The sequence below is a fragment of the Cypionkella sp. genome (genome assembly GCF_028290025.1).
Lineage (GTDB): Bacteria > Pseudomonadota > Alphaproteobacteria > Rhodobacterales > Rhodobacteraceae > Cypionkella.
The window spans coordinates 1-17,794 of the sequence record NZ_JAQGKQ010000036.1; the positions used below are offsets into that span (position 1 = coordinate 1).

20 protein-coding genes and 1 other RNA gene are annotated in these 17,794 nt (G+C 59.2%); 5 read left to right on the plus strand and 16 right to left on the minus strand.

Going from position 1 to position 17,794, the window contains the following annotated elements; all coding sequences use genetic code 11:
* Window positions 1–250 precede the first annotated feature (250 nt).
* The 7 genes from JWS10_RS04755 to JWS10_RS04785 form a co-directional block, all read right to left on the minus strand.
* Window positions 251–808, minus strand: coding sequence for an isochorismatase family protein (locus JWS10_RS04755; protein ID WP_299505237.1), 558 nt, complete (start codon window positions 806–808; stop codon window positions 251–253).
* Window positions 809–811: 3 nt separating this feature from the next.
* On the minus strand, window positions 812–1,300 hold the full coding sequence (locus tag JWS10_RS04760; RefSeq protein WP_299505238.1) for a DUF1993 family protein: 489 nt from the start codon (window positions 1,298–1,300) through the stop codon (window positions 812–814).
* 161 nt (window positions 1,301–1,461) lie between these two features.
* Window positions 1,462–2,388: an ornithine carbamoyltransferase gene (argF, locus tag JWS10_RS04765; RefSeq protein ID WP_299476672.1), complete on the minus strand. Its 927-nt coding sequence runs from the start codon at window positions 2,386–2,388 to the stop codon at window positions 1,462–1,464.
* A gap of 147 nt (window positions 2,389–2,535) precedes the next feature.
* Window positions 2,536–3,711 (minus strand): aspartate aminotransferase family protein, encoded by a 1,176-nt coding sequence (locus JWS10_RS04770; RefSeq protein WP_299505239.1) that lies wholly within the window; start codon window positions 3,709–3,711, stop codon window positions 2,536–2,538.
* 221 nt (window positions 3,712–3,932) lie between these two features.
* Window positions 3,933–5,267 (minus strand): 8-oxoguanine deaminase, encoded by a 1,335-nt coding sequence (locus JWS10_RS04775; RefSeq protein ID WP_299505241.1) that lies wholly within the window; start codon window positions 5,265–5,267, stop codon window positions 3,933–3,935.
* 212 nt (window positions 5,268–5,479) lie between these two features.
* Window positions 5,480–6,280, minus strand: coding sequence for an inositol monophosphatase family protein (locus JWS10_RS04780; RefSeq protein ID WP_299505242.1), 801 nt, complete (start codon window positions 6,278–6,280; stop codon window positions 5,480–5,482).
* A gap of 154 nt (window positions 6,281–6,434) precedes the next feature.
* Window positions 6,435–6,794, minus strand: a complete 360-nt coding sequence (locus JWS10_RS04785) for a helix-turn-helix transcriptional regulator (RefSeq protein ID WP_299474153.1) — start codon at window positions 6,792–6,794, stop codon at window positions 6,435–6,437.
* 415 nt (window positions 6,795–7,209) lie between these two features.
* Here JWS10_RS04785 and JWS10_RS04790 point away from each other — a divergent pair, with 415 nt between their 5' ends.
* Complete coding sequence (locus tag JWS10_RS04790) at window positions 7,210–8,208, plus strand: NADPH:quinone oxidoreductase family protein (protein ID WP_299505243.1); 999 nt, start codon at window positions 7,210–7,212, stop codon at window positions 8,206–8,208.
* A gap of 88 nt (window positions 8,209–8,296) precedes the next feature.
* Here JWS10_RS04790 and JWS10_RS04795 read toward each other — a convergent pair whose 3' ends face one another.
* The gene (locus tag JWS10_RS04795) at window positions 8,297–9,169 is read right to left on the minus strand and encodes a LysR family transcriptional regulator (protein ID WP_299505244.1); all 873 of its coding nucleotides are present in this window, start codon (window positions 9,167–9,169) and stop codon (window positions 8,297–8,299) included.
* Between the two features lie 134 nt (window positions 9,170–9,303).
* On the opposite strand from JWS10_RS04795, the gene JWS10_RS04800 reads away from it, so the two are divergent.
* A complete protein-coding gene (locus tag JWS10_RS04800) occupies window positions 9,304–9,534 on the plus strand; it encodes a DUF1127 domain-containing protein (protein ID WP_299505245.1) in 231 nt (76 codons plus the stop codon).
* Between the two features lie 193 nt (window positions 9,535–9,727).
* A complete protein-coding gene (locus JWS10_RS04805; RefSeq protein WP_299505246.1) occupies window positions 9,728–10,519 on the plus strand; it encodes a Bax inhibitor-1/YccA family protein in 792 nt (263 codons plus the stop codon).
* A gap of 177 nt (window positions 10,520–10,696) precedes the next feature.
* Here the strand turns inward: JWS10_RS04805 and JWS10_RS04810 are convergent, their stop codons facing one another.
* The 7 genes from JWS10_RS04810 to gatC all read right to left on the minus strand — a co-directional run bounded on the left by JWS10_RS04810 (window position 10,697) and on the right by gatC (window position 15,784).
* The gene (locus JWS10_RS04810) at window positions 10,697–11,365 is read right to left on the minus strand and encodes a VIT1/CCC1 transporter family protein (RefSeq protein WP_366943514.1); all 669 of its coding nucleotides are present in this window, start codon (window positions 11,363–11,365) and stop codon (window positions 10,697–10,699) included.
* 158 nt (window positions 11,366–11,523) lie between these two features.
* Window positions 11,524–11,691 (minus strand): 50S ribosomal protein L33, encoded by a 168-nt coding sequence (rpmG, locus tag JWS10_RS04815; protein WP_054005708.1) that lies wholly within the window; start codon window positions 11,689–11,691, stop codon window positions 11,524–11,526.
* A 372-nt stretch (window positions 11,692–12,063) separates the two neighbouring features.
* An RNA gene (gene rnpB / locus JWS10_RS04820) (RNase P RNA component class A) lies at window positions 12,064–12,501 on the minus strand.
* A 12-nt stretch (window positions 12,502–12,513) separates the two neighbouring features.
* Complete coding sequence (locus JWS10_RS04825; RefSeq protein ID WP_299505252.1) at window positions 12,514–13,128, minus strand: N-acetylmuramoyl-L-alanine amidase; 615 nt, start codon at window positions 13,126–13,128, stop codon at window positions 12,514–12,516.
* A 71-nt stretch (window positions 13,129–13,199) separates the two neighbouring features.
* On the minus strand, window positions 13,200–13,973 hold the full coding sequence (locus tag JWS10_RS04830; protein ID WP_299474131.1) for a hypothetical protein: 774 nt from the start codon (window positions 13,971–13,973) through the stop codon (window positions 13,200–13,202).
* 36 nt (window positions 13,974–14,009) lie between these two features.
* Window positions 14,010–15,494 (minus strand): Asp-tRNA(Asn)/Glu-tRNA(Gln) amidotransferase subunit GatA, encoded by a 1,485-nt coding sequence (gene gatA / locus JWS10_RS04835; RefSeq protein WP_299505247.1) that lies wholly within the window; start codon window positions 15,492–15,494, stop codon window positions 14,010–14,012.
* A gap of 2 nt (window positions 15,495–15,496) precedes the next feature.
* The gene (gene gatC / locus JWS10_RS04840) at window positions 15,497–15,784 is read right to left on the minus strand and encodes an Asp-tRNA(Asn)/Glu-tRNA(Gln) amidotransferase subunit GatC (RefSeq protein ID WP_299505248.1); all 288 of its coding nucleotides are present in this window, start codon (window positions 15,782–15,784) and stop codon (window positions 15,497–15,499) included.
* Between the two features lie 173 nt (window positions 15,785–15,957).
* Here gatC and JWS10_RS04845 point away from each other — a divergent pair, with 173 nt between their 5' ends.
* The gene (locus JWS10_RS04845; protein WP_299505249.1) at window positions 15,958–16,173 is read left to right on the plus strand and encodes a hypothetical protein; all 216 of its coding nucleotides are present in this window, start codon (window positions 15,958–15,960) and stop codon (window positions 16,171–16,173) included.
* A gap of 24 nt (window positions 16,174–16,197) precedes the next feature.
* On the plus strand, window positions 16,198–16,929 hold the full coding sequence (locus tag JWS10_RS04850) for an aminoglycoside phosphotransferase family protein (protein ID WP_299505250.1): 732 nt from the start codon (window positions 16,198–16,200) through the stop codon (window positions 16,927–16,929).
* A 143-nt stretch (window positions 16,930–17,072) separates the two neighbouring features.
* Here the strand turns inward: JWS10_RS04850 and JWS10_RS04855 are convergent, their stop codons facing one another.
* The gene (locus tag JWS10_RS04855) at window positions 17,073–17,639 is read right to left on the minus strand and encodes a dimethylsulfonioproprionate lyase family protein (protein ID WP_299505251.1); all 567 of its coding nucleotides are present in this window, start codon (window positions 17,637–17,639) and stop codon (window positions 17,073–17,075) included.
* Between the last annotated feature and the right edge of the window lie 155 nt (window positions 17,640–17,794).

Here is a 17,794-nt window from a genome sequence, read left to right on the forward strand (position 1 = left end):
GCCCCCTCCAGCATCGGTTTCATCGCCGATCACATCGGCTTCCGCGCCACCTACGCAGCCTTAGCCGGAGTGCTGCTGGTGGTCACCGCTCTCGCCCCGCGCGTCAAAGCCGCCGATAACTTGACGCCGCACTAAGGCTTTCGCATTGGTAAAAATATCCCGGGGGCGGCGCCCCCCTCCCCGGTAAAGGCGCACAAGCGCCGCTCCGGAGAAAAACAATGTCGCCGCTTGGCGACCCAATCAGATCACCCTACGCGGCCACCTGCGCCAAAATCTCACCCACACTCGCCACCCGCGCAAACTCGCCATCGAGATTTGCCAAAGTCAGCGCCAATACATCACCCGCCGACATCTCACGGCCATCGCGCAAACGCTGGCAGAAATTGATTAAAGCATCGCAGACCACGGTGGTCCTATAACCCAAATCCCCCGCCATCCGCGCGGTAGATTCGACGCAATAATTCGCCGCACCACCGACAATCACCAACTCGGTCAGTCCCTCAGCGGTCAAATGATCCGCCAACCCTGTGCCGATGAACGCAGACGAGCCATGCTTAATGAACACCGCCTCACCGGGTAGCGGAGCAGCCACTGGCTGCACCGCCGATCCCGGCTGACTGGGATGAAAGCCATCCGCAGGATCAACGCCGTGGTGATGCACATGCACCACCGCTAAGCCTTTGCCGCGAAAAGCTTTCAACGCGCGGGCTATGCTAGTGTCAGCCGCAGGATTGCCCCAAACAAAGCCCTGATCGCGCCGCGTTACAAAGTCCATCTGCACGTCGATCACCAGCAAAGCCGTTGCCATGTGTTACGCCCCCAAGAAATCAGTTTTGCCAATTTCAACGCCGTTAGCGCGCAGGATATTATAGCAGGTTGCCATGTGGAAATAGAAATTTGGCACTGCATAGCCATGATAATATTGCGCCGCCGGGAACGACAACTCGCGCGGCCCAGCTTTCAAAGTAATGGTGCGATCTTCGGCACCTTCAAAAGCATCGGCGGGGATGGTGGCGAGAAACGCAATCGTCTTGGCAATGCGCTCTTTCAACTCAGCCAGAGTGGTTTCGGTGTCAGCGAAACTCGGCACCTCCAACCCAGCCAGCCGCGCAGGCGCGCCCTTGGCATGGTCGCAAGCAATCGTCACCTGCCGCCACAGAGGCAGCATATCCGCGATCAAACGCAGTTGCGGGATCAAATCGGGCTTGATCTTTTTGGCTTCGGCAAACGCCTCAGCCTTATCCAGTATTTTCGACAGCGCGTTAAGCGAATGCGTGAACGATGGCACCGGGTTTTGCATAGCAGTCTCCTGTTGGTTGGCCGTCAGATGCGCCCACAACGCCCGAAAATGCAAGGGGGCCAAATTGGCCCCCCACGATTGCTGTCGGTTAACAAAACCTTAAGTCGCAGTGTAAGTCATTGATTTCTTTAGAGCCACACCAGTGCCCACGCATGGACAGCTCAAACCCCCAAACACCACCGCATCACAGCTTTCTGTGCGTGAAGTCGATTCTCGGCCTCATCAAAAATCACCGAATGTGGCCCGTCCATCACCGCAGATGTGGCCTCATCATTCCTATGCGCAGGCAAGCAATGCATGAACAAGGCGTCAGGCTTGGCCCGCGCCATCAAAGCCTCATTGACCTGATAAGACCGCAACTGATTGTGCCGGCGTTCCTTCGCGGATTCAGGGTCGTGCATCGAAACCCAAGTGTCCGTCACCACCAAATCCGCCCCCTGCATCGCTTTGACAGGATCACGCTCAATCGTCACCCGACTGCCCTTTTCCCGCGCAAAGCCTATAAACTTGCCCTCCGGTTCCAAAGTCTCCGGCCCGGTAAAGGTGAAATCAAAGCCAAACTGCCCCGCAGCATGTAGGAAAGAGCCGCAGACGTTGTTACCGTCGCCAGCCCAAACCACCTTCTTGCCCGCAATCGGCCCGCGATGTTCTTCATACGTCATCACATCCGCCATGATCTGACAGGGATGCGTCCGGTTGGTCAGCCCGTTGATCACCGGCACCGTCGCATGTTCCGCCATCTCCAGCAGCGTTGCTTCCTCAAATGTGCGGATCATAATGAGATCGACATAGCGGCTAAGAACCCGCGCCGTGTCGGCAATCGTCTCGCCATGCCCAAGCTGCATTTCCTTGCCCGACAGCACCATGGTCTGCCCACCCAACTGCCGCACGCCGACATCAAACGACACCCGTGTGCGGGTTGAGGGTTTTTCAAAAATCAGCGCCACCATACGACCCGCGAGCGGCTGATCATCATCCGGCGTGCCCTTGGGGCGATTGTTGCGCGCGGTTTTCATCGCCAGCGCCGAGTTGATCATCGCCCGCAAATCAGCGGCGTCAGTTTTGTGGATATCGAGGAAATGTTTCATAAAGCGTCTCACTGGTTGAGAGCGCCGAGGGCTTTCCGCCCCCGGACCCCCGAGGATATTTGAGCAGAGAGGATGACCGAAGGGTCAGCCGAAATCTCGTCGCGATGCACAATGCGCCGCTTCTGCGTTGGGATGGATCAGCCGCATCTAGGCTGCCTCAATCCGAAGTGCTGTGCGATCCAGCCGCGCCAAAGCCTCGGTGATGTCATCTTCGGGGATGTTCAAAGCAGGCAGCAACCGCAGCACATTATCGGCCGCAGGCACGGTCAGCAAATGTTCGGCATAGGCCGCCTTGACGATATCGGTGTTCGCAGCTTTGCACTTCAACCCAAGGATAAGTCCTTGCCCACGCACCGCTTCAAACACCGTCGGATGCGAGGCAACCAAGCCTTCAAGGCCCTGCCGGAACTGCGCGGCTTTGCGCGAAACTGCATCAAGGAAGGCATCGTCGGCGATGATCTCCATCACCTTCGCACCCACCGCACAACCCAACGGATTGCCGCCATAGGTCGAGCCGTGCGTGCCCGCACCCATGCCGCTCGCCGCGTTTTCGGTCGCAAGCACCGCGCCAAGTGGAAAGCCACCGCCGATGCCCTTGGCAACCATCATAATATCGGGATAAACCCCTGCCCATTCATGCGCGAAAAGCTTGCCCGTGCGACCGACGCCGCATTGCACCTCATCGAAAATCAACAGCGTTCCCGTCTCATCACACAGATCGCGCAAGCCTTTTAGGCATTGGTCTGGCACCACGCGGATGCCGCCCTCGCCCTGCACAGGCTCGATCATCACAGCACAAGTGCGGGTGGTGATCGCGGCGCGGATCGCATCGTGATCGCCCCATTTCAGCTGCTTGAATCCCGGCATCAGCGGGCCAAAGCCCTTGACCATCTTTTCCGACCCCGCCGCCGCGATAGCGCCAGTTGAGCGACCATGGAACGCGCCTTCGAAAGCAATGATCTCGATCCGGTCGGCCATATCGTTATCGAAGTGATATTTCCGGGCCATCTTGATCGCCAGTTCGCAGGCTTCGGTGCCGGAATTGGTGAAAAACACCGTATCGGCGAAGGTCTTGTCGACCAGCATCTCTGCCAGCTTTTCCTGCTGCGGGATGCGATACAAGTTGGAGACATGCCACAGTTGCCCCGCCTGTTCGGTCAAAGCCGCGACCAGCGCCGGATTGGCATGACCCAACGAATTCACCGCAATGCCTGCGCCCAAATCCAAGTATCGGCTGCCATCCTCTGCCGTAAGCCAGCTGCATTCACCTTTGACAAAAGCCATCGGGGCGCGGTTATAGGTGGGCAAAACTGTGGTGATCATGGGCGAGGGCCTTTCACGGGAAAGCCTAGGCGTAGCCAAGGACATAGGAGGAAGTCAACGAGGGATGCCCAAAACGCGAGGGCAAAGCGGATCAAACGTCAGGCTTAAAGGCGCTGGCGTCGGGGACGGGCAATAAAGGCGGTCCGATTGATCACGGCCGGGACATAACGGAAGCGCCCCGGCCTGTAAATCTTTTTCCGCAATGGTGTTTTCCGCAACCCTCAGATCAACCGCCGCGCCAACTGGTTCTGCCGCTCAATAACCAAGGCCAAATCAATCGTTACCATCTGCCCCTCACGCACCACCGCGCGGCCCTCAACAAACAAGTCCCGCACCTTTGACGGCCCGCACAGGATCAAACTCGCCACAGCGTCCCAAGACCCCGCCGCCTCAATTCCCGACACATCCCAGATCGCAATATCTGCCCGCTTGCCAACCTCCAGCGACCCACAATCGCCACGCCCCAGCACCTTAGCGCCGCCCAAAGTCGCAATCTCCAACGCCTCTCGCGCCGCCATCGCATCCGCGCCGCGCAATACCCTTTGCAACAACAGCGCCTGCCGCGCCTCAAGGATAAGATTGCCGGCGTCATTGCTGGCTGACCCATCCACCCCCAGCCCCACCTTCACCCCAGCGTCTCGCATCGCCCGAACCGGAGCGATCCCTGACCCCAGCCGACAATTTGAACACGGGCAATGCGCCACTCCGGTGCCAGATCGCGCGAACAAATCAATCTCATTTGCGTCCAGCTTCACACAATGCGCATGCCAAACATCATCCCCCGTCCAGCCCAAGTCTTCAGCATATTGCCCCGGACGACAGCCGAACTTCGCCAGCGAATAGGCGATATCCTCATCATTCTCGGCCAAATGAGTGTGCAGCATCACACCCTTGTCCCGCGCCAAAACCGCGGCCTCGCGCATCAAATCCCGGCTGACCGAGAACGGCGAGCACGGCGCAATCCCCACCCGCAGCATCGAGCCCTCGGCTTTATCGTGGAACCGATCCACCACGCGGATGCAATCCTCAAGGATCGCCGCCTCACGCTCCACCAGAGCATCTGGCGGCAGGCCCCCATCCGCGACACCAATGCTCATCGCGCCACGGGTCGGGTGAAACCGCAAGCCAACCTCGCCCGCCGCCGCAATCGTATCATCCAGCCGCGCGCCATTTGGGAATAGATACAAATGATCCGAAGTCATCGTGCAGCCCGAGAACGCCAATTCCGCCAGACCAACCTGCGCGCTGACAAACATCTCCTCTGGCCCAAACTTCGCCCAAATCGGATACAGCGTCTGCAACCAGCCGAACAAAAGCGCATCCTGCCCGCCCGGCACCGCCCGCGTCAAAGTTTGATACAAATGATGATGCGTGTTCACCAAACCCGGCGTCACCACGCAGCCACGCGCCTCAACCACCGCGCCCGAAGTCGCAAGCCCCTGCCCCACCGCAGCAATCACCCCGCCGCGCAGCAACACATCGCCGCCAGCAATTTCGCGCCGCGCGCCATCCATCGTCACTACGACGTCAGCGTTCCTGATCAGAATTTCAGGCATGATTTCCCCTAAACCCCACCCCCTTCGGTGGATCGGGGAACGCGCGACAGAAGGGGGAGTTAAGGACTCGCGCAGACCAAACCTAACAACCCTCCGCCCTAACTCCAAGCCATTTCACATTGGCTCAAATATGCTCGGGGGAGAGGCCGCAGGCCGGGGGGGCAGACAGCCCCCACGATTTTTCTCATAAATCGGCCAGCACCCGTAGCAGCCTACGCGTTCAGCAAAGCCAAAGCCTCGGCATGAATATCAGCATTGGCCGCAGCCAGCACCCGACCACCGTCCAGACAAGGCTTGCCCGACCAATCAGTGACAATGCCGCCTGCCGCCTCAATCACCGCAATCGGCGCTTGAACGTCATAAGCCTGCAATCCAGCTTCAATCACCAGATCAATCTGCCCCGCCGCGATCAGCGCGTAAGCGTAGCAATCCATGCCATAGCGCACCAGCTTCGCCTTCAGAGCAACCCGACGGAACGCAGCGCCTTCTTCCGCAGTCCCAACCTCAGGAAACGTGGTGAACAAAATTGCCTCAGACAACGGCCTCGCCGCCCGCGTGCGCAAGATCTTGCGCCCCATCGGCCCATTGACCTCAGCGCGCCCCAAGCCACCCTCAAACCGCTCGCCTATATAAGGCTGATCAATCACCCCATAAATCACCCCATCCGCATCGCGGACCGAGATCAACACGCCCCAAGTCGGCGTCCCAGACAAATATCCACGAGTGCCGTCGATCGGGTCCAACACCCAAGTCAGCCCCGAACTCCCCGCAACCGGAGCGAATTCTTCGCCCAATATTCCGTCATCGGGCCTGCGCCGTGCCAGAATCGCGCGCATCCGCTGTTCTGACAGCCGATCCGCCACCGTAACCGGGTCAAATCGCGCGACTTCCTTGTTATCGGCTGTCAGCCCATCGCTGCGAAAATGCTGCAAAGTCGCCAGGCGTGCCGCATCTGCGAGTTCCGCCGCTGTGCTGATGATATCTTGCGCTTCGGTGTCCGAAAACATGGTCATAATCGCCCCTTCTAAGGGCAAAACGCCCGCCGCCCGCGGTGCATAGCATTGGGCATAGCCTTGGCTAAGCACTCTCGGGCAAGCGGTCAAGCTGTCGTAGCTCGCGTGATTGAGGACAATTCACGCAAAGCGTATGCAGCTATTGGAACGGCGCTTAAGCCGCTTCGCTCAACACGCGGGCCAGATCAAACAGACGACGCCGTTGTGCTTCGGGGATTGCGTAGTAAGACCGCACCAATTCGAGTGCTTCTTTATCCGCCATCATGTCATGCCCTGCCTGCGCCGCTTGCGCGCCGTCGGCCAGACCCTCGAAGAAGAACGATATCGTCACACCCAGCGCGTCGGCAATATCCCACAGACGCGAGGCAGAAACCCGGTTCATCCCGGTTTCATATTTCTGAATTTGCTGGAACTTAATGCCGACTTTGTCAGCAAGCTGTTGTTGCGTCATGCCGATCATCCACCGACGATGGCGGACGCGCTTGCCGACATGGGCGTCAACGGGGTGCTTCATAACAGTCTCCACTTTAAATGCTAACCTATCTCCCTCATACAAGCAATTTCCGTGCCAAATTTCTGCCGAGCCACTTTCTCCTCCGATTCATCCACCGTCCAGCGAAAACCTGTCTTTTTGGATATGTCCAATTATACAGGCGAAGAAGAAACCGTTGCCAAAAGCGCAGCATATCCCAACACGTTTGCGTTAACCCGATAACTCGCCTAAAACGTGCATATCGTTTTGCGCTGAATTTTGCAACTATTTTCACGGTTTTTTTGCATTTTGCAATGAAATCGCCGTGAAATGTCGGTTTCATTTGGTGACCTTGGCGTGCAGTTGGTGTCGACACCCATCAAAAGGCTGGTTTCTCAAAATTTTTCTTCGCACCGCCCGTGCAGTATGCCACAAATTTGGCTTGGGAGGACAACGAATGAAAATTTGGCAAGTCGCAAGTCTTGGTGGTCCGCCAGCACAATCAGAGCAGCCGCGCCCTACACCCGCGCCTGGGTTCGTTCAACTCAAGGTCGCGGCGGTGGGGCTGAATTTCGCTGACTTGTTGATGGCCGATGGCAAGTATCAAGAGCGCCCAGCCTTGCCATTCATCCCGGGGATGGAGTTTGCTGGCACAATCGAAGCAATTGGCTGCACCGCCGTGCCCGCCACCTCTGCTAGTCCCGGCCCGGACCTAAGCCTCGGGCAGCGTGTTGCAGGTTTCGCGACCCACGGCGCGCTTGCCGAATACATCACCGCTCCCGCCGACCAATTGATCTTGCTGCCTGACAGTATGAGCTTCCAACAAGCCGCCGCCTTCCAGATCGCCTACGGCACTTCGCACCTTGCGCTTTGGCATAAAGCGCGCCTGCAACCCGGTGAAACCTTGCTGGTTCTCGGTGCTGCGGGTGGCGTCGGTCTTACAGCGGTAGAGATCGGCAAACGCATGGGCGCGCGCGTGGTTGCCTGCGCCCGTGGCTCCGCAAAACTAGAGATTGCCCGCGCTGCCGGAGCAGACATCTTGATCGACAGCGATACGCCCGATCTGAAAGCCGCGCTCAAAGCCGCCACGAATGACTTCGGCGGTGTTGATGTGGTTTACGATCCGGTCGGTGGCCCCGGCTTTACTGCTGCATTATCCGCCTGCCGCCCAGAGGGTCGCCTGCTTACCATCGGCTTTGCCTCTGGCCAACTGCCTGAAATCCGCGCCAACCACCTGCTGGTGAAAAACCTCAGCGTGATCGGCCTATACTGGGGTGGCTACATGACCTTCGCGCCGCACATCCTATCCAACAGCCTGCGCACCCTGTTCCAATGGTTCGCCGAGGGCGGCCTGCGCCCCCACATCAGCCACGAATTAGCGTTCGCTGATTACCCGAAAGGCCTAGAGCTACTCCGCACCCGAACCGCCACTGGCAAAGTGGTGATCACGCTATAACCGATACGCCGCCGCCCCGGACTTGTAACCGGGCCACAAGGTTGGCAGGCGGCCCCGGATCAAGTCCGGGGCGGCTTGGGAATTGCGTTTAAGCCACAGACCTAATCGCGCGTGACAGATAAACCTGCCGGATCATCGCAGCCAGTGCCGAGATCGCTTCGGAATGCACCGGGTCCGCGACATACATATTCACCTTGATCACCGATAACTCCGGTAAAGCCCCGCCATGCGCGATCCGCTCGACAAATGGCGGCTCTGATCCCGCCAGCACCGCATGAACCGCCAAATCCGCAGAGACAGAAGCCTCAATACCCCGCGTGTCATCACTTTCCACCGCCATCTCCCACGGCATACCGGCGGTGTTTAATGCCGCCTGCACGCCTTGCCGGAAGATGCAGTTATGCGCAAAAGCCAGCCGCAATGGCCGCCCCTTCCACGCCGCCCCATCAGGAGCGCCCACCCACACCAGCGGCAATTCCGCCAAGGTCTGCCCATCCGCCCCCACCGATTCCTCGGTGGTCAAAATCACATCACACTCCCCGCGGGCAAACTGCGCCTTCAGCACCCGCGTAAACGAAGACGTCAGCGACACCTTCATCTTGGGATATTCCTTGGCAAACCGCCGTAACACCTGCGGGATCGCCGGATAGACGATGTCATGCGGCACTCCGAGCACGATCTCACCCTCATGCTGATCCTGCGTCAGCCGCCCGAACACCTCGTCGTTCAGCGACAGCATCCGTCGCGCATAGCCCAATAGTTGCTCACCCGACGCCGTCAACCCGACCTGCCGCGCCGAGCGATCCAGCAGCTGCGTATCCAGCATCTCCTCCAACCGCTTGATCTGCATCGACACCGCCGATTGCGTCAGGTTCAAAAACCCCGCCGCCCGCGTCACTCCGCCTGCATCTGCAATCGCCACGAAAGACCGTAACGAAGTCATGTCCAGATTTCTTGCCATATCACAAATCCTGATGCGTGAAGTCAAAACCATTCATTTTCATAATGTCACCGATTCAGGCATAAGGATCAAGTGCTGTGATCAAACAAGCGACTCACATCACCGATGACGATGAACCCTGAAAGGATACTATCATGTTCGCCTCGCTCCACACCTCCACATTGGCAGTTGCTCATGTGCAGTCGCGCGGCACTCTCGCTGATCTCGCCAAGCGCCTGCGCCTTGCGATGATCGCCCGCCGCCAGCGCGCTCAACTGGCCCGCCTTGACGCCAACATGCTGGCCGATATCGGCATCACCGCTCACCAAGCCGCGTCTGAGGCAGCTCGTCCAGCGTGGGACGTGCCCAGCACTTGGCTGCGCTAAGCGAAACTTGCCTGCGTTAACAAGCACTTGGCTGGGTTAACGCGCCGCGCAGACACCATTTCATGCGACATTTGCGCCTCAAGGATTTCCTGCAACGGAAATCCTTGAAATCACGGTCAACAGTGCCGATATTGGTTGCATTAGGCGCTGCGGATATCCGCAGCTGACCTTCAGTCCATAATCGGAGGCTTCCATGGCTGACTATCAGACGATCCGCCCATCGGGCCAGACCGCCGGCGTTGGTGCGCGGAGCGCCGACATCGACGCAGGGCTTCGCGCCCATATGAATAAAGTCTACGGGCTGATGTCCGTAGCGATGCTGATCACCGCCCTCGCCGCTTGGGCAATCGCTGGGCTTGCGGTTACCACCGACCCGTCGCTTGCGGTGTCGCAACTGGGCAACGACATCTACCTGACCAGCTTAGGCAACGCGATCTACATGTCGCCGCTTAAATGGGTGGTGATGTTCGCCCCACTGGTGATGGTGTTCGCGTTCGGCGCGCTGATCCCCCGCCTGTCGGTCGCTGGCGCTCAGCTGTTCTTCTACGCCTTCGCAGCCGCTATGGGTGTTTCGATCAGCTCGATCCTGCTGGTGTTCACCGGCGCTTCGGTAGTCACCACCTTCCTCGTGACCGCCATCGCCTTCGCTTCGCTGTCGCTCTACGGCTACACCACTAAAAAAGACCTGTCCGCAATGGGCACGTTCTTGATGATGGGTGTGATCGGCCTTGTAGTGGCTTCGATCGTGAACATTTTCCTTGCCTCGTCGGCGCTGGCCTTCGCGATCTCGGTGATCGGCGTGCTGATCTTCGCAGGCTTGACCGCCTATGACACGCAGAACATCAAAAATACCTACCTGCAACACGCGCAGACCGGTGACAGCGAGTGGCTTGGGAAATCGGCGATCATGGGTGCGTTGAACCTGTATCTCGACTTCATCAACATGTTCATGTTCCTGCTGCAGTTCTTGGGCGACCGCCGCTAATCGCAGCGTAACCGTCAGACCATCAAACCCTGCCAGCCATTGTGCTGGCAGGGTTTTTCTTTGCCAAATCCATGGTTGCGGCATTGCGGCTACGAAGGTCAAACCGAACGGCTTATGAAGCTTTGCGGATCAGGACCAAACCGCCTCGAGTCTCCAAGTTGTTTCTACGCAGGCGCTTCACACCACCGCGCCAAACAGCTTGCCGACCAGCGCCGTGACGGCCATCGCCGCAGCACCCCAGAACGTCACCCGCATCACCGCACGCGCCATCGGAGCACCGCCTGCCTTCGCGCCGACAGCACCCAGCACGGCCAGAAACATCAGCGAGAGCACCGTTACCCATAGGCTGATCACCGCTTCAGGTACCAGTGCCGCCGTGGCCAAAGGCAAAGCCGCCCCAACCGCGAAGCTCGCCGCCGAAGCCCCCGCCGCCAGCAGCGGCTTCGCCTCGGTATGTTCAGAAAAACCCAACTCATCACGCAGATGCGCCGCCAGCGGGTCTTTCGCATGAAGCGCAGTCGCCACTTCAAACGCCAGACCCGGAGTTAAGCCGCGATCCTCGTAGATACCGGCCAGCGCGCGCAATTCTTCGGCTGGGTCAGCGTCGATCTCGGCCTTTTCGCGCAAGGTGTCGGCCTTCTCGGTATCGGCCTGTGATGAAACTGAGACATATTCCCCCGCCGCCATCGCCAAGGCGCCTGCAGCAAGCCCCGCCATCCCGGCCACCAGCACCTCTGCCCGACCAGACGCCGCAGCCACCCCCATGATCAGTGAGGCGGTTGAGATGATGCCATCATTCGCCCCCAACACCGCAGCCCGCAGCCCGCAGCCAGCCGACCCGCGCAACGTAATGTTCTTCGTAATGATTGCGTTCCATGTTCACCTCTGCTGACCAGCCTGATGATCTGACCGATGGGATCAGATAACGCATGAAAACCGGGTAAACATAACGAAAAACCGCGCCCTAAGGGCGCGGCACTTCCGCACAACGAAAGCCCAAGATCTTACTTGATCTTGCCTTCTTTGTATTCAACGTGCTGACGTTTGACCGGGTCATACTTGTTGACGGTCATTTTCTCGGTCATGGTCCGAGCATTCTTCTTGGTCACATAGAAGTGCCCGGTGCCAGCCGTCGAGTTCAGACGGATCTTGATCGTCGCCGGTTTGGCCATAGTCGTCTCTCCTGCATCAAGGCAACACCGTTGCCCCGCGAAATCTCTTGAAGCCTGCCTTTTAAGGATGGCGCGCGCAGAGTCAACAGCCAAACGCCAAGTTCCGCGATCTATGCCTGATCTAACTTCGATCTACGCCTGATCTGATTGAGCGCGTACCGCGCGAAGACCTTTTAGCGCTTACGCGCGGTGGGCCTTGGGCATCCCTCACGGCAAATCGCCGATGCAGCATACGCCATTGACGCAACAATTGAGCATTTAGACCAAGTTAAACCCAACCAGTTCGTTTCGCCAATTTTGCATAGCGGTTTCCGCAAAGCCCCAGTCGGTCTTCAACACTGGGTCCGTCGTCAAAACCATAGGCCGAATGAATTGCGCGGACGGCCTATAAGCCGGATTTTGTCCCGGGGCTTGCGCCCCTTGGATGACCATTCCTCTGCCACCCGTGTTACCACAGGCAGTCAAGCTGCCAACCCGGGCCTCTGGGCTGAAAGTTCCCTGTGATGGTCTCCGCTATCGCCGCCAGCTTGCGCTTTTGACAGTCGCGGACCTTACCACGCGAGGCCCCTATTCGGCATTGCTCCGGGTGGGGCTTGCCATACCGTTCTTGTTACCAAGACCGTGGTGGGCTCTTACCCCACCGTTTCACCATCGCCGCAGATCCGTCCAGCTTGCGCCGAACACCACGGCAGTCTTTTCTCTGTGGCGCTTTCCCTGAGGTTACCCTCGCCGGGCGTTACCCGGCACCCTTCCTTCATGGAGTCCGGACTTTCCTCGAGGCTTGCACCCCGCGGTCATCCAGCCATCCGCGCGAGATGGGGCTTATGCTGGCACAGATGCCACGTCAACCGGGAAGCGCGCCGCCAGATCGCAGGCAAGCCCCGCATCGGTGCTGTCTAATGGCCCCTGCGCCCAAGGTCTGAACCTCAGCCGGAACGCTACGAGCAAATCAGCCTCACTTGCGTCAGGATAGCCGAACCGCCGCAAGGCGGGCAGGAACGCCTCCACATCGGCCTCACCCGCCTCCGGCCACACCGACACCCCCTGCAACGCCAGCCTGCGCCAATCGAACCGCGCACCGGGGTCACTTTTGCGCGCAGGTGCCATATCCGAATGCGCAATCACGCGATGGGCCGGAATAGCCCAGCGCTGCATGATGCCCGCGAGCAAGGCCCCCAGTGCAGCCATCTGCGGCTCAGGAAACGGCTGACGCCCGGTATTCGCCAACTCAATGCCAATCGAAGCCGAGTTCACATCAGGGATTCCAGCCCACTCGCCCGCCCCCGCGTGCCAAGCCCGCGAAGCCTCTGGCACCAAGCCCTCAACCTCGCCGATCTCCGAGATCAACCAATGCGCCGAAACTTCAAACGCCGGATCGCACAGCCGCGCCCTTGCTGCCGCACAAGACGCCATAGCGGTGTAATGTATAACGATGATGGATGGCAAAACGCCGCCCCGCCGGGCGCCAAAATTAGGCGAGGGCCAAGGCGGCGTGTCTGCGGTCACATTCAATTCTGAACGGCGGCCCGGAACGGCGTCGGATCCCAAGAGCAGGCATAGCCGTCGCCATCCGGGTCCAGTCCCTTGCGATCCCGGTCCGGCCCGCCAGCTGCCAGGAAAGCTTCTTGCGCAAGGTCCGGCGAGGGGAATTTGCCGCAAGCCGCGTTATAGCTGTTCAGCCGCAAGCCACCGCGCTTATACATTTGCGTGCCTTTGGGATGATTGGCCGAGATCGCAAACTGCACGATATTAGGCGCATCGCTGCCCGCGCGTTGGGGCAGCGCCGTTGGCTGATCGACCTGATATTGCGCGCGGTTGCGCTCAATCCGGGCCTTGTCGCTTTCAATGGTTTCACGTTTGCTGACCGCTTGGAAATCTTGCTCATCCGACACGCCCGCATTCGCAGCCGAGCCTGGAATATGCGCCATTTCCGAAGTGGTTTCCGCAATCCCCGCAGGCGCATTGCCGCGTGGGCGATCCGCGCCACCAATCACTGCGCCCTGCGGTTGTGCATAGGGCTGCGCGTAAGGCGAGCTTGCCGCCTGCTGGCTGAGTGGCACGTTGGTCGGCGTCAGCGCGGTATCGGTGCTTCTGCCTTCGGCTTGGTCAATCGCCGCCAGCGCGCCATCGGTTGAGAACCCACGCGCAGGTGCCGCAGCCGAAGCAGCGGGCGCGCCATAGGCATCATAATCCTGAAACCCAACGCCCGAACCCGAATCCGGCACACCGGTTCCACAAGCAGCCAACCCAAGGGTGGCCAAAATCATCACTGCGCTACGCATCGTCTCTGCCTCGGCGGTTTATTCTGATATTGGCGCTTACCACCATTTTTCCGGCTTGGCCACAAAGCCTGCGGCACGCTCCAAAACATAAGCGTGATTGAGCAATCCTGCCTCGTCCCAAGGCCGCCCGAGCAGTTGCAGCCCGATCGGCAGCCCCTTGCTATCGAGGCCCATCGGCACCGCCACCCCCGGCAATCCCGCGAGGTTCGCGGTCACGGTGAACACGTCGTTGAGATAAACCTCGACCGGAGTAGCCTTGTCCATCTCACCCAGACCAAAAGCCGAGGTCGGCGTGGCAGGTGCCAAAATCGCCTCAATGCCGGAGGCAAACGCCTGCTCAAAGTCGCGCTTGATCATTGCCCGCACCTTACGCGCGCGGTTGTAATAGGCGTCATAGAACCCCGCCGACAGCACATAAGTCCCGACCATAATCCGCCGCTGAGTCTCAGGCCCAAACCCCTCCGCCCGGGTCTTCTCATACATCTCGGTGATGCCATCGCCAGCAGCCAAGGCCGCCCGAAGCCCATACCGCACCCCATCATAGCGCGCGAGGTTGCTCGACGCCTCGGCCGGAGCGATCACATAATACGCAGGCAACGCATATTTGGCATGTGGCAGCGAAATATCGACAATCTCCGCCCCCGCATCGCGCAGCATATCGCGCCCCTGCGCCCACAAAGCGTCAATCTCAGCGGGAATCCCCTCGATGCGATATTCGCGCGGAATACCGATCTTCTTGCCGCGAATATCCCCGGTCAAAGCCGCTTCAAAATCCGGCACCGCCATATCGGCCGAAGTCGAATCCTTCGGGTCATGCCCAGCCATCGCGCCCAAGAAAATCGCCGCATCGCGCACCGATTTCGTCATCGGCCCCGCTTGATCCAACGACGACGCATAAGCCACGATCCCCCAACGACTCACCCGGCCATAAGTCGGCTTTATCCCCGTCGTGCCAGTAAACGCGGCAGGCTGCCGGATCGAACCACCAGTATCCGTCCCGGTCGCCCCCAAACACAAATCCGCCGCCACTGCCGCCGCCGAACCGCCCGAAGACCCACCCGGCGTCCGCAGCACATCATCGACCTTCCACGGGTTCACCGCAGGCCCATAACAACTGCTCTCGGTGCTCGACCCCATGGCAAACTCATCCATGTTCAGCTTGCCGAGCATAACCGCCCCAGCCCCAAACAGCTTCGAGGTCACCGTAGACTCATATTCCGGCACAAACCCCTTCAGGATGTTCGACGCCGCTTGGCTAGGCACCCCCTTGGTGCAGAACAAGTCCTTGATCCCCAACGGAATCCCGCACATATCCGGCGCGTCCCCCGCCGCAATCCGCAAATCAGCCGCCCGCGCCTGCTCCAACGCAATCTCCGGCGTCTTATGCACAAACGCGTTCAACGCATCGCCCGCATCAATCGCCGTCAGACACGCCATCGTCAGATCAGCAGCCGAGATTTCACCCTTGCGCAACGCATCCCGCGCCGCCGCAATGGTCCAAGTGTTCGCGCTTCCAGACATGCTCATTCCACCACCTTCGGCACTGCAAAAAAGCCCTCGCGCGCATCCGGCGCATTCGCCAAAACCGCCCGTTGCTGATTGCCATCCGTCACCACATCCGCCCTACGCACCAGCCGCATCGGCGTCACCGAAACCATCGGCTCAATGCCGGTCACATCGACCTCATTCAGCTGTTCCATAAAGCCGAGGATGCCCGAAAGCTGTTCCGCCAGCTTCGGCAAAGCCGCCGCCTCCACCCGAATACGCGCCAGCTTGGCCACCTTACGCGCGGTGTCGATGTCAATGGACATATGGATCTCCGAAATTTGCTGACGCCCGTTTACCCGTCAAGCCCCGTTGCCGCAAGTAGCTGGCCTTCACCCGCCAGCCGCCGCAATAGCACTTGCCTGGCTAGTGTAATTCGCTCAGGCTTCAGAAGTGTTGTCCCGCAAATCAGCCTATAACGCGTTGGAACTCGGTAAATATGCTCGATGCTGACTACAGCGCAAGAGCTGCAAGGCGGGCTATGCGGGCGTTTATGCCAGATGAAGATTTCGCTCTGGCATCGCTGAAAGACCCGACAAAACTTTACGACACATGGGTATTTCGCTGCAAGATACGCGGCAAGCACTCCAGTTTCGTCTGCAAACTCAGCACCCCAGACGATGAAGGTCGCGCGAAAATCCGCAACCAACATTAGCGGCTGAAATCGACCGATGCCGCGATGAAACAGCCGCTGCTCACCACGCCGAAAGCTCTGGCCTTCGTCGAAACCGAATGCGCCCTAATTATGGATGACGTGAAAGGTGACTCGCTGCAAAACCTGCTGCCGCAGTTTGCCAACATCACCGACGCCAGCGCCCATCTGAAAAACGCAGGCCGCTGGATCGCCAGCTTCCAACAATCAACCGCGAAGCCAGCGACATTCGACACCAAACCACACATGAACTGGCTGCTGAAAAAGCTTAAACGCCATGCAGAAAACCTAACCGTGATCCCCGACTACGACGCCTTCATGCCGCATTTCCGTCAACTTGAGCAAATCGCAGCCGAGGCGCAAACCCAGCCATGCACCCGCTGCGTGACGCACCGCGACTTTCACCTCGGCAACCTGATTTTTGGCCGCAAGGGAGTGGTCTACGGCATAGATTTTGAGAACAACAAGCCCGATGACGCCCTGCGCGACGTGATCTCATTCCTGTTCGCTTTCGTCATGAAGTGGCGCGGCGCTCCCTCTGAATCCGCCCCCGCTATTGAAAGTTTTCAACCCGCCGCCGCAGCCTTCTGGGAGGGCTACGCCGACCCATCAACCTCGCCAAAAGTGCTCGATTTCTTCCAAAAGTTCTCAGCCCTTAATGGTTGGTCAGGCTTGGATGCCCGCCACCTGACAGATCAAAGGCGCCACCGGCTCGAGCGTCTGAAGCAGTTGGCGAACACTTCTCTTCTACCGCTCTAGCCTGAGGTTCCACGCCATCGCTGCCTCACAATTCACTGTGGCCTGCACAACGGGATGCAGCGGCACGCCGTGGTTTCACCCCACAACTGCCTCACAATTCACCCACCCGCCCGAGCGCGCCCGCATAACGCCCCCAACTATCCCTATAAAATCACCGACTTCGCCGCCAAATCCCCACCCCTCCACAAATACAGCGCTGCTAGCGCATGATCCCCCGTCCGCATCGCATGTGGCGTCCAACTCGGATGATGAATCGCCTGCCCCACCGGCACCGACGCAAAATCGCCCGCGCCTTTCTGCCATTCCGCCACACCAGCAATCGGCAAATATACTTCTTCCGCCGCATGAGCATGGGCCGGATAAGTCACCCCCGGAGCCAACAATAGCACGCCGCAAGCCAGCCGCTCGCTAGGCACCGGACCACGCAGCCCGATAAACTCACTCCAGCCATAACCCCGCAAAAACCCCTCGCTAAAATCGCCCGCGCCATAAGTCTGCCGCCACGACAGCGCCGCCGCCACCCGCTGCAACTCCGCTAGCACCGCCCGCGTCTCGGCCACACCATGCAGTCCCGCGATCCAGTCACAAACCGGAAGCGCCGAAGGTTGCGCCTCCCGCCGTTCAGCACCCTCAGGCCAATCTGCCAGAAAAGCGCCCGCCGCTGGGACGCTCAAAAACGCCGCCTTCACCGCTGCCAACAGCCGATCCATCCCGCCCCCATCCCAAACACTTTCGCGCCACCCTGTTTTACTTAGACACCGCTTGCAACCTATCAGCAGCAAGACGCCCCTCAATCTTAACCCCCGATTAACCATACCCCCACCCCCCTAAATAACCCCATAAGATCAATGCTCCCAAGTTGGGA